12 protein-coding genes are annotated in these 14,604 nt (G+C 37.2%); 5 read left to right on the forward strand and 7 right to left on the reverse strand.

Annotated features, from left to right (window positions below; translation table 11 throughout):
* Positions 1–116: 116 nt before the first annotated feature.
* Positions 117–1,694 (forward strand): IS1182 family transposase, encoded by a 1,578-nt coding sequence (locus MQE36_RS08455; protein ID WP_242938244.1) that lies wholly within the window; start codon positions 117–119, stop codon positions 1,692–1,694.
* A gap of 83 nt (positions 1,695–1,777) precedes the next feature.
* Here the strand turns inward: MQE36_RS08455 and MQE36_RS08460 are convergent, their stop codons facing one another.
* The gene (locus MQE36_RS08460; protein ID WP_242938724.1) at positions 1,778–2,380 is read right to left on the reverse strand and encodes a hypothetical protein; all 603 of its coding nucleotides are present in this window, start codon (positions 2,378–2,380) and stop codon (positions 1,778–1,780) included.
* A 216-nt stretch (positions 2,381–2,596) separates the two neighbouring features.
* Between MQE36_RS08460 and MQE36_RS08465 the strand changes: the two genes are divergently transcribed.
* On the forward strand, positions 2,597–4,174 hold the full coding sequence (locus MQE36_RS08465) for an IS1182 family transposase (RefSeq protein ID WP_242938244.1): 1,578 nt from the start codon (positions 2,597–2,599) through the stop codon (positions 4,172–4,174).
* Positions 4,175–4,247: 73 nt separating this feature from the next.
* Here the strand turns inward: MQE36_RS08465 and MQE36_RS08470 are convergent, their stop codons facing one another.
* On the reverse strand, positions 4,248–6,167 hold the full coding sequence (locus tag MQE36_RS08470; RefSeq protein ID WP_242938725.1) for a hypothetical protein: 1,920 nt from the start codon (positions 6,165–6,167) through the stop codon (positions 4,248–4,250).
* 225 nt (positions 6,168–6,392) lie between these two features.
* On the opposite strand from MQE36_RS08470, the gene MQE36_RS08475 reads away from it, so the two are divergent.
* Positions 6,393–7,970, forward strand: a complete 1,578-nt coding sequence (locus tag MQE36_RS08475; RefSeq protein WP_242938726.1) for an IS1182 family transposase — start codon at positions 6,393–6,395, stop codon at positions 7,968–7,970.
* 82 nt (positions 7,971–8,052) lie between these two features.
* Here MQE36_RS08475 and MQE36_RS08480 read toward each other — a convergent pair whose 3' ends face one another.
* The gene (locus MQE36_RS08480) at positions 8,053–8,493 is read right to left on the reverse strand and encodes a hypothetical protein (protein ID WP_242938727.1); all 441 of its coding nucleotides are present in this window, start codon (positions 8,491–8,493) and stop codon (positions 8,053–8,055) included.
* Between the two features lie 29 nt (positions 8,494–8,522).
* Positions 8,523–8,843 (reverse strand): hypothetical protein, encoded by a 321-nt coding sequence (locus tag MQE36_RS08485; protein WP_242938728.1) that lies wholly within the window; start codon positions 8,841–8,843, stop codon positions 8,523–8,525.
* Positions 8,844–9,058: 215 nt separating this feature from the next.
* On the opposite strand from MQE36_RS08485, the gene MQE36_RS08490 reads away from it, so the two are divergent.
* Positions 9,059–10,636, forward strand: coding sequence for an IS1182 family transposase (locus MQE36_RS08490; RefSeq protein WP_242938726.1), 1,578 nt, complete (start codon positions 9,059–9,061; stop codon positions 10,634–10,636).
* A 279-nt stretch (positions 10,637–10,915) separates the two neighbouring features.
* Positions 10,916–11,881: an IS110 family RNA-guided transposase gene (locus MQE36_RS08495; protein WP_242938223.1), complete on the forward strand. Its 966-nt coding sequence runs from the start codon at positions 10,916–10,918 to the stop codon at positions 11,879–11,881.
* 45 nt (positions 11,882–11,926) lie between these two features.
* Here MQE36_RS08495 and MQE36_RS08500 read toward each other — a convergent pair whose 3' ends face one another.
* From MQE36_RS08500 to MQE36_RS08510, 3 genes are all read right to left on the reverse strand, one after another.
* The gene (locus tag MQE36_RS08500) at positions 11,927–12,526 is read right to left on the reverse strand and encodes a hypothetical protein (RefSeq protein WP_242938729.1); all 600 of its coding nucleotides are present in this window, start codon (positions 12,524–12,526) and stop codon (positions 11,927–11,929) included.
* Positions 12,527–13,170: 644 nt separating this feature from the next.
* The gene (locus MQE36_RS17070) at positions 13,171–13,302 is read right to left on the reverse strand and encodes a tyrosine-type recombinase/integrase (RefSeq protein WP_423242481.1); all 132 of its coding nucleotides are present in this window, start codon (positions 13,300–13,302) and stop codon (positions 13,171–13,173) included.
* 321 nt (positions 13,303–13,623) lie between these two features.
* Complete coding sequence (locus tag MQE36_RS08510) at positions 13,624–14,382, reverse strand: hypothetical protein (protein ID WP_242938730.1); 759 nt, start codon at positions 14,380–14,382, stop codon at positions 13,624–13,626.
* Positions 14,383–14,604: the final 222 nt, after the last annotated feature.

Genomic DNA, 14,604 nt, shown 5'->3' on the forward strand with positions numbered 1-14,604 from the left:
TCTTCTTGTTAACCCTCACAAGCAATTATTTATAGCCATTGTGCCTGTTGCACAAGTTAGCAAAAAATTGACATAGGGTTGATATTATCTTTTGATAAGAAGCTTACCTTGTAGTTATGCAAGGAAAAAAGAAGTATCAGGAGAAGTTATTCAACCAGTTTCAGTTAAGTGAACGCGTACCCAAAGACAATTTCTACCGCCGGTTAAAAGAGGTGTTGGACTTAGAATATTTGTATGCGCTTACCAAACGATATTACGGTAGTAGCGGACAAAAGAGCATCGATCCGGTGGTGTTCTTTAAACTTTGTTTGGTAGGTTATTTAGAAAACATTATCAGTGATCGAAAGCTCATAACGCATTGCAGTATGCGATTGGATATTTTGTTCTTTTTGGATTATGATATCGATGAAGAACTGCCCTGGCATTCTACCATTAGCCGCACCCGTCAGTTATTTCCTGAGTCAGTGTTTGAAGAGGTCTTTACCAAGGTGTTTGAACTATGTGTATCGGTCGGGATGGTCAGTGGCCATACTCAGGCTATCGATAGCGCCCCTGTAAAAGCCAATGCCTCGATGGACAGTCTGGAGCTCAAAGTACCTGAGGAAGATTTAGAGTCCTACCTCCGTAAGGTGCGCCATATCAGCAAACGGGACAAGGATAAACCATTACGTCAAGCTAAAGAGAATAAAGCGGGAAAGGATCAGCAAACCTTATCGGCCAGTAAAAAGGAGCTACAGGCCATAAAGAGCAGGAACAGTAAATGGGCAAAAGATCAGGATCAGCGTCCGGGAGCAGGCAATAAAGGCTCGAGATATACCAGCAATAAGACCCATTACAGTCCTACCGATCCCGATGCCCGTATCAGTGTCAAACCGGGCAAGGCCAGGAAACTCAATTACCTATCTCAATTAACCGTAGACACCTCCAATCATGTGATAACCGATATCAAAGCCTACCATGCCGATGGCAAAGACAACCAACAACTGCCCGACATAGTGAAAAGGGTACAACGACGCTTGTGGAACTCAGGACTGCTATGGGAGAACTGTGTAGCCGATACAGGATATAGCAGTGGGGAGAACTATGCCTTTTTAGAAAAGAATCAGATCAAGAGTTTTATCCCTCCCCATGGTACTTACAAAGGAGGGCCGGCAGGATTTACATATATTGAGGCAGGCAACTATTGGTTATGCCCTCAGGTCAAGAAAGTTACTTTCCGCAAACAAAAATTAGAGAAAGGGACTCTAAAAGATCAGTACTTTACCAAACGGAGTGATTGTAAAGGCTGCCCGATAAAACAACAATGTATTGGTAAAAGTTATGAGAAACGCATAAACATTACTGCTTATCGCAAAGAATACGAACGTAATATAGCAAGAGTGAATAGTCCGCAGGGACGGTATATGAAAGCCAAGCGGCAAAGCACGGTAGAACCGGTGTTTGGAACATTAACACAGTTTATGGGACTTAGAAAAGTGAATACCCTAGGCATTAAACAGGCAAACAAATGTATGCAGCTCTCGGCCATAGCCTACAACTTGAAGAAGTACCTGAAATTCATTGAAAACCACACAAAAAGTGGAGTAGCAAGCATGCAAAGTATTTACTTTTCTTTAAAAGCTATCATACAATACATTTTACGCCTTTTTAAGCCTTTCAATTTTAGTTTACAGCTAAACTATACCACAAAATAAAAGCCCATAAAAGGGCTTATTTGTATCTTGTTTTTATATAATTAGTGGGTTGTGCAACATCTACCATTGTTGTAGTACGTTTTTTATTTGTTTTTTGATAATAATTTTACAATATTCGATCGATATTCTTCGTTCTTTTCATTCAGTTCAACTGTTCCGTTTTTCAAGTCAGGATTCAGGAATATTTCTGCGTATAGATTTCGTTCGTCATTCTCGTCAAAGAATAGTTTAAAATGAAATCTTCCATTTTCCAAAACAGCATTCTCTTTATTTAATGGAAAAGCCGTAAAAGTCAATTTTTCGCTTGTAAATTTCAATGTTTTTGGCTGTCCATAAAATTTAGAAATGACTTCGATTAATTTGTCACTCTCTTTTCCGATTGAATGAATTTCAACTCCATTTGGCTTAAAACTTGTGTTGTCAATCTCTTCGTTCACAATTCCTGCTGGGATTCCGTCAGCGATATTGATTTTCAGTCCGACAATTTGATTCTCATATTTCGCTTTACAAGTTAAGCTCCAAAATCCGTTGTCTAATTTTTCCTTTTCCGTTATAGAGAAAACTAAATCTTGCCAACCTTCTTCAGCGTCTTGTTTGGCAGTCAATTCAATCAGATTATTATTTTGACCAAATCCGAAAACGCTACTTAAAAATCCCATTATTAATATTATTCTTTTAATTTTCATTGGTTGCTCAAAATGCACTACAACGGCTCGGCTATGAGTAGTTGCGTGGTTTAGCACTTAACTTTGCAAGTACACACCAAACTGAAAATCCGAGAGGATTTTCAGAAGTAGGCGAGCACAAGCAATTACTTATAGCTATTGTGCCTGTTGCACAAGTTAGCAAAAAATTGACATAGGGTTGATATTATCTTTTGATAAGAAGCTTACCTTGTAGTTATGCAAGGAAAAAAGAAGTATCAGGAGAAGTTATTCAACCAGTTTCAGTTAAGTGAACGCGTACCCAAAGACAATTTCTACCGCCGGTTAAAAGAGGTGTTGGACTTAGAATATTTGTATGCGCTTACCAAACGATATTACGGTAGTAGCGGACAAAAGAGCATCGATCCGGTGGTGTTCTTTAAACTTTGTTTGGTAGGTTATTTAGAAAACATTATCAGTGATCGAAAGCTCATAACGCATTGCAGTATGCGATTGGATATTTTGTTCTTTTTGGATTATGATATCGATGAAGAACTGCCCTGGCATTCTACCATTAGCCGCACCCGTCAGTTATTTCCTGAGTCAGTGTTTGAAGAGGTCTTTACCAAGGTGTTTGAACTATGTGTATCGGTCGGGATGGTCAGTGGCCATACTCAGGCTATCGATAGCGCCCCTGTAAAAGCCAATGCCTCGATGGACAGTCTGGAGCTCAAAGTACCTGAGGAAGATTTAGAGTCCTACCTCCGTAAGGTGCGCCATATCAGCAAACGGGACAAGGATAAACCATTACGTCAAGCTAAAGAGAATAAAGCGGGAAAGGATCAGCAAACCTTATCGGCCAGTAAAAAGGAGCTACAGGCCATAAAGAGCAGGAACAGTAAATGGGCAAAAGATCAGGATCAGCGTCCGGGAGCAGGCAATAAAGGCTCGAGATATACCAGCAATAAGACCCATTACAGTCCTACCGATCCCGATGCCCGTATCAGTGTCAAACCGGGCAAGGCCAGGAAACTCAATTACCTATCTCAATTAACCGTAGACACCTCCAATCATGTGATAACCGATATCAAAGCCTACCATGCCGATGGCAAAGACAACCAACAACTGCCCGACATAGTGAAAAGGGTACAACGACGCTTGTGGAACTCAGGACTGCTATGGGAGAACTGTGTAGCCGATACAGGATATAGCAGTGGGGAGAACTATGCCTTTTTAGAAAAGAATCAGATCAAGAGTTTTATCCCTCCCCATGGTACTTACAAAGGAGGGCCGGCAGGATTTACATATATTGAGGCAGGCAACTATTGGTTATGCCCTCAGGTCAAGAAAGTTACTTTCCGCAAACAAAAATTAGAGAAAGGGACTCTAAAAGATCAGTACTTTACCAAACGGAGTGATTGTAAAGGCTGCCCGATAAAACAACAATGTATTGGTAAAAGTTATGAGAAACGCATAAACATTACTGCTTATCGCAAAGAATACGAACGTAATATAGCAAGAGTGAATAGTCCGCAGGGACGGTATATGAAAGCCAAGCGGCAAAGCACGGTAGAACCGGTGTTTGGAACATTAACACAGTTTATGGGACTTAGAAAAGTGAATACCCTAGGCATTAAACAGGCAAACAAATGTATGCAGCTCTCGGCCATAGCCTACAACTTGAAGAAGTACCTGAAATTCATTGAAAACCACACAAAAAGTGGAGTAGCAAGCATGCAAAGTATTTACTTTTCTTTAAAAGCTATCATACAATACATTTTACGCCTTTTTAAGCCTTTCAATTTTAGTTTACAGCTAAACTATACCACAAAATAAAAGCCCATAAAAGGGCTTATTTGTATCTTGTTTTTATATAATTAGTGGGTTGTGCAACATCTACCAATGTTAGCTACCGTTTTTTCTTCGGTTTTTTTCCTCCTTTTTGGAAATATTCGTCTATTTCTCGACTAGTCTTATTTAAAGAATAATTGTCCACTTTCTTTAGAAGTTTATCGTCAACCAGTTTATCATTTTCGAGATAATATCCTAAAAGGTCAATTTCATCGTTCACTCGGATTTTTGGATTCGTGAATAATGGAATTCTTTGTTCTAAATAATCTATAAAATCATCTTCATTCTCTAAAATTTCCGAAAATATCATTAAATCAAATAGACTACAATTCCAAGCAAAGTCAACTTCTGGCTTTACAATTCCCAGTTTTTTTAATTCGTGTAGGTTTGATATGAATCCCGACAAGTGTTCAAGTGTAATTGTTATTCTAAATGTTTTCTTCTTGTTGTCAACTGTAATTGTTAATCCTTGATTATCATAGAATGAATTATCGTCATTTTCTTTGATATATTTATATGCACGGTGACTTTGGTAGGCACCATAACCTACAGTTTCAGATAATTGACCTGTTAAACTTTTTAATGCACCTCTTCTAGAAGGTGCGGACAAACCTCCTGCTTTTATCTCAACTATATAATTGGCTTTATCCGAAATAATAAGTAGGTCTAATTCTGTTTCAATTGGATTTTTATTTTCATCCAAAATCCCTGGTTTATACTTCAAGTTTAGATATGACTTTGAACCCTTTATGAAATTATCAAGTAATTCTGCTGTTTTGTTTTCTAGATAGTTATCTCTTGATTGCGAGTATTTATTACCTAAATATTTCTCTTTGTAGTACTTTTTGTTTGCATTTTCAATCAAAAATTCTCCAATTTCAAAAAGGTTTCTTGTTAGAATATTAAATGCAAAAAGATAGTATTCATTATCATATTTGATGATTGGTTTTCGCGTCATTAAGCTCTCATTTAAAGGTAATCCTTGAAATTCTGGATTAAGAAAATCTTTATTATCTCCAAATTTTTGGCTAATAACTTCAACTACTTTTTTATGCAATTCTTTCCTAAATCTTATTTTGTGCAATTCTTGAAATTGTTCTGGGTCATTTACTAAATATCCATTTGGTTTGTTATCTTTTGATACAAAGTCAGGATTGTCAGCTAAAAAATCAATCATTGGTTTTTGGTCATCAGCTCTAAACATTGTAATGCCTTTTGCTTTTTGCCATTTTTCAAATCGCTCAAATGATTTAGGGTGAGGCATACCATTTGGCAGTATTAATCTACAATACCAAGAATCCTCTAATTGAATAAATGTTTCTAAAATATCTTTTGAATCAAATCCGTAATTATCGATATAAAACTGGTCGTGCCCAGAAAACATTTCTTTAAACACATCATATATGTGATTCATATAACCGTCTCCTCTCATATGAAGAGCTTCCAAAACCGTTGAAAATCTTAAGTGACTTTCTTGTTCAGAGTAAGCTCCAGTTAATGCTTCTGTCATTATGTAAGCATTGTAAGACATACGGATGTTAGTAAGTAAATCCTTTAACTCTTCAAAAATTTCAACGGATGGTGACTCTGTTGGATTGTTTTCTAAAGCTGTCGCAAAACTTGAGGCATATTCTAATGAAACTTCTGCCATTCCATCATCTTCGGGATTGTTATGATTTAGAAAATGATTGTAGGATAGAAAGCCCAATAATTTGAAATTATCATATGTTTTAAAAATTTCTATAACTCTGTTAATCGAATTTTCTATAAACTCCAGAGTTTTGGGCCTATTTGAAATTATTTGTTGCACATACTCTTCGTGCTGTTTTTTTGTCCGCTTATTTTTTACTGTAAGGTTCTTTCCTTCAAGTTTTAGTTCAATCCCATTAACTAGCTCCCTTTTAATTTTAGAAGCTTTACCGTAGACTCTATTTTTCTTTTTATTTTTTTTCTTCTTTCTTCCTCTACTTTTTGGCATAGTTCGATTTTTGGGTTAAATGGTAGCTAACGGTTTAGTATAACGTTTCGTTGCGGAGAAATCGTTTTTGATTTTTCCGCTGATTGTAAATATAGAAAATATGCGTGATTTTTCCACAGGAAAAACCGTAGCAATGAAGGTTATACATTGTGCCTGTTGCACAAGTTAGCAAAAAATTGACATAGGGTTGATATTATCTTTTGATAAGAGGCTTACCTTGTAGTTATGCAAGGAAAAAAGAAGTATCAGGAGAAGTTGTTCAATCAGTTTCAGTTAAGTGAACGCGTACCTATAGACAATTTCTATCGGCGGTTAAAAGAGGTGTTGGATTTAGATTACTTATACCCACTTACCAAACGATATTATGGTAGTAGCGGACAAAAGAGTATCGATCCGGTGGTATTCTTTAAGTTATGTCTGGTTGGGTATTTAGAAAATATCACCAGCGACCGTAAACTGATAACCCATTGCAGTATGCGATTGGACATTTTGTTCTTTTTGGGTTATGATATCGATGAAGAACTTCCCTGGCATTCTACCATTAGCCGCACCCGTCAGTTATTTCCTGAGTCAGTGTTTGAAGAGGTCTTTACCAAGGTGTTTGAACTATGTGTATCGGTCGGGATGGTCAGTGGCCATACTCAGGCTATCGATAGCGCCCCTGTAAAAGCCAATGCCTCGATGGACAGTCTGGAGCTCAAAGTACCTGAGGAAGATTTAGAGTCCTACCTCCGTAAGGTGCGCCATATCAGCAAACGGGACAAGGATAAACCATTACGTCAAGCTAAAGAGAATAAAGCGGGAAAGGATCAGCAAACCTTATCGGCCAGTAAAAAGGAGCTACAGGCCATAAAGAGCAGGAACAGTAAATGGGCAAAAGATCAGGATCAGCGTCCGGGAGCAGGCAATAAAGGCTCGAGATATACCAGCAATAAGACCCATTACAGTCCTACCGATCCCGATGCCCGTATCAGTGTCAAACCGGGCAAGGCCAGGAAACTCAATTACCTATCTCAATTAACCGTAGACACCTCCAATCATGTGATAACCGATATCAAAGCCTACCATGCCGATGGCAAAGACAACCAACAACTGCCCGACATAGTGAAAAGGGTACAACGACGCTTGTGGAACTCAGGACTGCTATGGGAGAACTGTGTAGCCGATACAGGATATAGCAGTGGGGAGAACTATGCCTTTTTAGAAAAGAATCAGATCAAGAGTTTTATCCCTCCCCATGGTACTTACAAAGGAGGGCCGGCAGGATTTACATATATTGAGGCAGGCAACTATTGGTTATGCCCTCAGGTCAAGAAAGTTACTTTCCGCAAACAAAAATTAGAGAAAGGGACTCTAAAAGATCAGTACTTTACCAAACGGAGTGATTGTAAAGGCTGCCCGATAAAACAACAATGTATTGGTAAAAGTTATGAGAAACGCATAAACATTACTGCTTATCGCAAAGAATACGAACGTAATATAGCAAGAGTGAATAGTCCGCAGGGACGGTATATGAAAGCCAAGCGGCAAAGCACGGTAGAACCGGTGTTTGGAACATTAACACAGTTTATGGGACTTAGAAAAGTGAATACCCTAGGCATTAAACAGGCAAACAAATGTATGCAGCTCTCGGCCATAGCCTACAACTTGAAGAAGTACCTGAAATTCATTGAAAACCACACAAAAAGTGGAGTAGCAAGCATGCAAAGTATTTACTTTTCTTTAAAAGCTATCATACAATACATTTTACGCCTTTTTAAGCCTTTCAATTTTAGTTTACAGCTAAACTATACCACAAAATAAAAGCCCATAAAAGGGCTTATTTGTATCTTGTTTTTATATAATTAGTGGGTTGTGCAACATCTACTATTGTTGTAAACAGTTTTTATTCTTTTTTAAATTTATAGTCAAGCCAATAATTTGTAGATATTCGCATATCATTTTCTTTATCAAGTATTTTTTTTAAAGTCAGTTTGTCCCAATAAACACAACCAGAGCAAACTGAAACAATCCCATTAGATTTATATATTTCCGAAATTTTTTCTTTCAGTTCTTTTGTCAGAGTGAGTTTGTTTAATTCAGTTAGTTTTTCACAAACAACTACAGCTAGATATTTTTCAGCATTATTCTCCGAATCAAGAAGTTTAATAATGGAATTGTATTTTTCTTTGTCAATTAGTTTGGAAACTTTCTGAACTGGCTTTGATTGACTTCCGTCCTCGTAGCAACCAAATCCAACCATTTCATTAACATCTACATTTGATTGAGCAATTCCGTTAATTGGAATACTAATTATAAAAGTTAAGGTAAATATTATTTGCTTCATTTATTAACTATGTCTAACATTAAAACTAGTTACTTTGCCGTTTTTGTCAAATGCCCTGTGTCAATTCCGTGTTTAGCCATTCCTAAATAGTAACCAAATTCGGATTCGTTTTTAGTTTCTGGAATTCCCAACAATTCAATTATTTCAGTCTTGGATTTTCCTTTCAGTTCGTGATTATTCCTCAAACTGTTCATCATATCCCAACGCAATGACCATTCAGATTCTGATTCCGTCCAGTTTTTCCACTTTTCAGAGTCAAATTTTTCGTGAGTGATATTTCCTTTCAGTGCAAAACCGATTAGAATTAGCATTCCGAAAATCAGAAATCCGTATTTTAATGCTTTTTTCAATTTTTGTCTTAAATTGTTTACAACGCATTAGGCTATGAGTGGTTGCGTTTTAGGTTCGTGATTTATCCGCTTGTGATAAAGATTAAAAGTAGGAATAAATCCTCATGTTAACCACCACAAGCAATTACTTATAGCCATTGTGCCTGTTGCACAAGTTAGCAAAAAATTGACATAGGGTTGATATTATCTTTTGATAAGAGGCTTACCTTGTAGTTATGCAAGGAAAAAAGAAGTATCAGGAGAAGTTGTTCAATCAGTTTCAGTTAAGTGAACGCGTACCTATAGACAATTTCTATCGGCGGTTAAAAGAGGTGTTGGATTTAGATTACTTATACCCACTTACCAAACGATATTATGGTAGTAGCGGACAAAAGAGTATCGATCCGGTGGTATTCTTTAAGTTATGTCTGGTTGGGTATTTAGAAAATATCACCAGCGACCGTAAACTGATAACCCATTGCAGTATGCGATTGGACATTTTGTTCTTTTTGGGTTATGATATCGATGAAGAACTTCCCTGGCATTCTACCATTAGCCGCACCCGTCAGTTATTTCCTGAGTCAGTGTTTGAAGAGGTCTTTACCAAGGTGTTTGAACTATGTGTATCGGTCGGGATGGTCAGTGGCCATACTCAGGCTATCGATAGCGCCCCTGTAAAAGCCAATGCCTCGATGGACAGTCTGGAGCTCAAAGTACCTGAGGAAGATTTAGAGTCCTACCTCCGTAAGGTGCGCCATATCAGCAAACGGGACAAGGATAAACCATTACGTCAAGCTAAAGAGAATAAAGCGGGAAAGGATCAGCAAACCTTATCGGCCAGTAAAAAGGAGCTACAGGCCATAAAGAGCAGGAACAGTAAATGGGCAAAAGATCAGGATCAGCGTCCGGGAGCAGGCAATAAAGGCTCGAGATATACCAGCAATAAGACCCATTACAGTCCTACCGATCCCGATGCCCGTATCAGTGTCAAACCGGGCAAGGCCAGGAAACTCAATTACCTATCTCAATTAACCGTAGACACCTCCAATCATGTGATAACCGATATCAAAGCCTACCATGCCGATGGCAAAGACAACCAACAACTGCCCGACATAGTGAAAAGGGTACAACGACGCTTGTGGAACTCAGGACTGCTATGGGAGAACTGTGTAGCCGATACAGGATATAGCAGTGGGGAGAACTATGCCTTTTTAGAAAAGAATCAGATCAAGAGTTTTATCCCTCCCCATGGTACTTACAAAGGAGGGCCGGCAGGATTTACATATATTGAGGCAGGCAACTATTGGTTATGCCCTCAGGTCAAGAAAGTTACTTTCCGCAAACAAAAATTAGAGAAAGGGACTCTAAAAGATCAGTACTTTACCAAACGGAGTGATTGTAAAGGCTGCCCGATAAAACAACAATGTATTGGTAAAAGTTATGAGAAACGCATAAACATTACTGCTTATCGCAAAGAATACGAACGTAATATAGCAAGAGTGAATAGTCCGCAGGGACGGTATATGAAAGCCAAGCGGCAAAGCACGGTAGAACCGGTGTTTGGAACATTAACACAGTTTATGGGACTTAGAAAAGTGAATACCCTAGGCATTAAACAGGCAAACAAATGTATGCAGCTCTCGGCCATAGCCTACAACTTGAAGAAGTACCTGAAATTCATTGAAAACCACACAAAAAGTGGAGTAGCAAGCATGCAAAGTATTTACTTTTCTTTAAAAGCTATCATACAATACATTTTACGCCTTTTTAAGCCTTTCAATTTTAGTTTACAGCTAAACTATACCACAAAATAAAAGCCCATAAAAGGGCTTATTTGTATCTTGTTTTTATATAATTAGTGGGTTGTGCAACATCTACCATCTTAAGTTTACAATCTATTAATTTAGAGGTATTAACCAGAAAGAACAAAAAGAGCGGAATAAGGTTAGGTCTACCGTAGGAACTTTTGATTCCGTCAACATTGATAATCCCCGCTCTTTTCTACTTAAATCCGTTCAGTTCTGTGAGACTTTGATCTCGATTTTAAGTTGGTGGAATATAAGTAGTGGCGTTCTTCCCTTAATTCAATTATTATGAATAAATATAATGAAATTTATGGTGTGGATATCAGCAAAGATGTCTTTGATGTTATTGGAAGTCAAGGAAGTTATTATCAATTTGAAAACAATCCCAAAGGTTTTAAGTCCTTTATGAAAGTATTGAAAATGGATAGTTTGGTAGTCATGGAAGCTACAGGTTATTACCATTATCGTCTGGCCCAATTCTTAAACCATAACGGCTTTACAGTATCAATAGTAAACCCTTTGTCTGTAAAGCGGTTTATACAGATGAAACTGTCTAAGGTTAAAACGGATAAAAGCGACGCTAAGGCCATATGTGAGTATGCTCAGGTGAACCCGGTACCGATATATTCTTCTTTAGATGATACTCAAGCAGAATGTCTCCAGTTGTTTCGTCTTTTAGATATCTATCTTAAGCAACGTTCTGCCATTAAAAATAAGCTTCACGGGGAAACTGTTTTAGGAGTTCCTTCCAAAATGGTTTATCGTTCTTTAGAACAAAGTTTAAAGCACTTTAACAAACATATAGAAGCTCTTGAGCAACGATTATTGGAACTAGTGAAAAAGGAACAACAACAGCAACTAACCAATTTAAAAAGTATCCCTGGTTTAGGTACTAAAACAGCCTTATTCCTGATTGTAATAACAGATGGATTTTCCAAATTTGAAAGAGCCTCTCAACTTTGCAGTTATGTAGGAATCACACCCATTATACGGATATCGGGTAGTAGTGTCAGAGGCAAAAGCCGAATCAGTAAGGTTGGCAATAGAAAATTAAGAAACTTGCTGTTCTTGTGTAGTTTTTCAGCCTGCAAGCATAATAAAGCATGTAGGGAACTCTACAATCGATTATTAGCCCAAGGAAAAACTAAAAAACAAGCTCTGATAGCAGTCTCCAATAAGCTATTAAAACAAGCCTTTGCAATAGCTAAATCAGGGATTCCATATAATGAAAATTATGTATCAAAATTAGTCTAAAAATACTTGATTTTTAACTCAGTTCTTTGTTGTGCATAGTGTTTTTTATTCAGCTTTGATTTCATATGGTTTTTCTGGAAATCCGAATAGAATAGCTTTTTTCTCATCTATTTCCTTTATTCCGATTAGCTTTTCTCGTTCCTCGTTGTCAAAAATTGATGCAAAATAAGTTCCTTGTAAATTTTCTAAAACTAATTTGCGTCCGCTTCTTTTCATTCTTTTGTTCATTTCTTGAATAACTGGACTGTCCAAAATTTCGTTGAATTTTAAAGGTATTTTTTCATTTTTCCACTCTGCTTTGAATTCAAGCGTTTCAATTTTTTTAGATTCAAGTTCCGTTTTTGTTGGTTCGATTTTTTCGTAATCAGTCCAAAATTCAGTGTCCTCTGTTATGGATTCAGTTTCGCTCAAAACAGTGTGAGTTTTACCCATTCTAAATATTCTTATTCGATTGTCATTTATGAATTCATATTTAGATTCAGAGAGTTTTTCGATCCATTCAGTTCGGACTTTTGATAATTCATTTCCGCTTTTTAATTCAAGTTCAAAATGGATGATTTGGTCGTTATTGAATTCAATAAATTCCGGTCGACAATAGTCATCTCCTGTTTTAATTTTTAACCAAGTTCCATTCAGATTTTCCATTTATTTTCTGCAGTTTTGGGACATTATGCACAACGGTCTAGTATAACGTTTCGTTGCGGGGAAATCACTATTGATTTATCCGCTGAATTGTAAATATAGAAAATATGCGTGATTTTTCCACGGGAAAAATCGTAGCAATGAACGATATGCATTGTTGCCCTTTGTGACGACAAGTTTGAGTAAGCACGAACTGTATCCGTTCAGTGATCAATCAAAAGTAGGATAGTAGCAGGAATTATCCACTTATTTAAAGCTTAAAAGAATCCAGGGAAAGGAGTCATAAATTTGATTTAATAACAGATTTAGATCGATTTTAAAGAGTCACGTATGAGTGAGTTGTTAATCCACAAGCTTTTCACGAATATGATCTGTTATTGTTTTTCAATCACGCAAGAATTGTCAAATCTGTTTTAAAGTCAAATCTGAATGTTTAATGTTTGGACGAATTGTCCAATGGAAATCAAGTCCGGAGACATAAAGGGCAACATGTGTATAAACACACTAGTGTGTTTATTTTTATTATATATACACCCAAATATACATAAATACTTATAGGTCTAACGGGTTTTTTATAGGGCTGGAGCTGTTTTTTCAACGTGGGTATACATCTCGGTTGTTTTAGTAGAGTTATGGCCTCATAAAAGTTAAATATATCTTATGCCTGTTCCGGCTTCTAAAAGGTGAGTTGTAAAACTATGACGTAAGGTGTGAGCCGTTACAGGTATTTTAATACCTGCTTGCATAGCACTCTTTTTCGAACACTCGGGGCACTCCATTGTAATCCCCCCGATTTACATACCGCTATTAAACCGGAATTATAGCTGAACTTTAATAAATAGATCTTACTCCCTCTATGTATGATGCTAATTACTTGTATTTTGGTTAGCGGGGTCAATAATAGACAAATGTTTTTCGATTTGTTTATTTATGCCTTATAGTAAACTACCTCGTGACAAGCCAACGAGAGGGCCAAGCGTAAAGAAAAGGTCTGGTAGACCTTTTTAACGATGGAGCCAGCTGGTGCATGGCAAAACATTTCGATGTAAGCCCTATGAAATTCCTTTAGGAACATTTCACAAGGGCAAGCGTTGGAGCATTTAAATCTCGATGACCGAGTCAATAAGCTTCAATGCATAACTGTCTTTCCCGTTTAAAGAATAGAATAAACCCTCTAATTCCATTATTTCGGAACAGTGTAAAAAGATAAAGTGAGAACGTCCTGGGTTTTTAACAGGTTTGCACTTCAATACAACCTTATCGATAGTTTGAGAGCTTTTCAATAAACGAGTAATTTTACTATACGATAAACTAGCCTTAAGGCTGTCCAGGTCAATAGAAAGAATCGCAGCACGTAAGCTCAAATGTGTTGCCTGATTTCTACGATTGGGATAAAACCTGAAGTCTTTTAAAATAATGCTGTTTTTGTCTGCGTCAAAACTTGTATCCGCTGTCAGCAGACGGTCGAGATCACAATTCTTATTTAGTTTAAAGTTCTTTAATAAATAATTCCCCATCGGAGTACTTAAACCCCTGGAAATAGTGCGTTCGCCCGGTTCAGAAATCCCATCCTGTTTTATGATACAGGTAAATAATCCGGTTAAGTCTGCATACAACCTGCCCATCGATTTCTTTTGACTAATGAGTTTAATAGCATTATATATGGATTTGGCAGTTAATGAAGCGCTTCCAAACTCAGAATTGTTTTGTCTTACCACCCGCATGGTTGGACTTTTCATGATCATTTCCTTATCGACAGTAATGGTTTTTTCCCGGGCATAATTTTTACCATTACTAGAATAGAATGTTATGTTTCCTGTGCTGCCTGAAAATGAAACTGGACCTTTTACTCGCGCCATAATTGTTGTTTTTTGATGGTTACTGGAGCATTCAAAATAGAAGTAAAAATTTAAAAAGCTATAGTAAAACCAATATTTTCGATGAAAAACACCATGATAAAATAAGGTTTAATCTTACAATAAGACAAGGCTTATATATCATTGACTCGCTTTAGGCCCGGTCTTGATCCGGTTTTGGCCCGGTTTTGGCCCGGTTTATCAGTATGCCTAAAACAGTTTATA

The organism is Zhouia spongiae, from assembly GCF_022760175.1.
Classification (GTDB): Bacteria; Bacteroidota; Bacteroidia; order Flavobacteriales; family Flavobacteriaceae; genus Zhouia; species Zhouia spongiae.

Excerpts from the sequence above, each read along its gene's own strand:
- MQE36_RS08465 (WP_242938244.1), top strand. The coding sequence starts at position 2,597 with ATGCAAGGAAAAAAGAAGTATCAGGAGAAGTTATTCAACCAGTTTCAG.
- MQE36_RS08455 (WP_242938244.1), top strand. The coding sequence starts at position 117 with ATGCAAGGAAAAAAGAAGTATCAGGAGAAGTTATTCAACCAGTTTCAG.
- MQE36_RS08480 (WP_242938727.1), bottom strand. The coding sequence starts at position 8,493 with ATGAAGCAAATAATATTTACCTTAACTTTTATAATTAGTATTCCAATT.
- MQE36_RS17070 (WP_423242481.1), bottom strand. The coding sequence starts at position 13,302 with ATGGAGTGCCCCGAGTGTTCGAAAAAGAGTGCTATGCAAGCAGGTATT.
- MQE36_RS08500 (WP_242938729.1), bottom strand. The coding sequence starts at position 12,526 with ATGGAAAATCTGAATGGAACTTGGTTAAAAATTAAAACAGGAGATGAC.
- MQE36_RS08510 (WP_242938730.1), bottom strand. The coding sequence starts at position 14,382 with ATGGCGCGAGTAAAAGGTCCAGTTTCATTTTCAGGCAGCACAGGAAAC.
- MQE36_RS08470 (WP_242938725.1), bottom strand. The coding sequence starts at position 6,167 with ATGCCAAAAAGTAGAGGAAGAAAGAAGAAAAAAAATAAAAAGAAAAAT.
- MQE36_RS08460 (WP_242938724.1), bottom strand. The coding sequence starts at position 2,380 with ATGAAAATTAAAAGAATAATATTAATAATGGGATTTTTAAGTAGCGTT.
- MQE36_RS08475 (WP_242938726.1), top strand. The coding sequence starts at position 6,393 with ATGCAAGGAAAAAAGAAGTATCAGGAGAAGTTGTTCAATCAGTTTCAG.
- MQE36_RS08495 (WP_242938223.1), top strand. The coding sequence starts at position 10,916 with ATGAATAAATATAATGAAATTTATGGTGTGGATATCAGCAAAGATGTC.
- MQE36_RS08490 (WP_242938726.1), top strand. The coding sequence starts at position 9,059 with ATGCAAGGAAAAAAGAAGTATCAGGAGAAGTTGTTCAATCAGTTTCAG.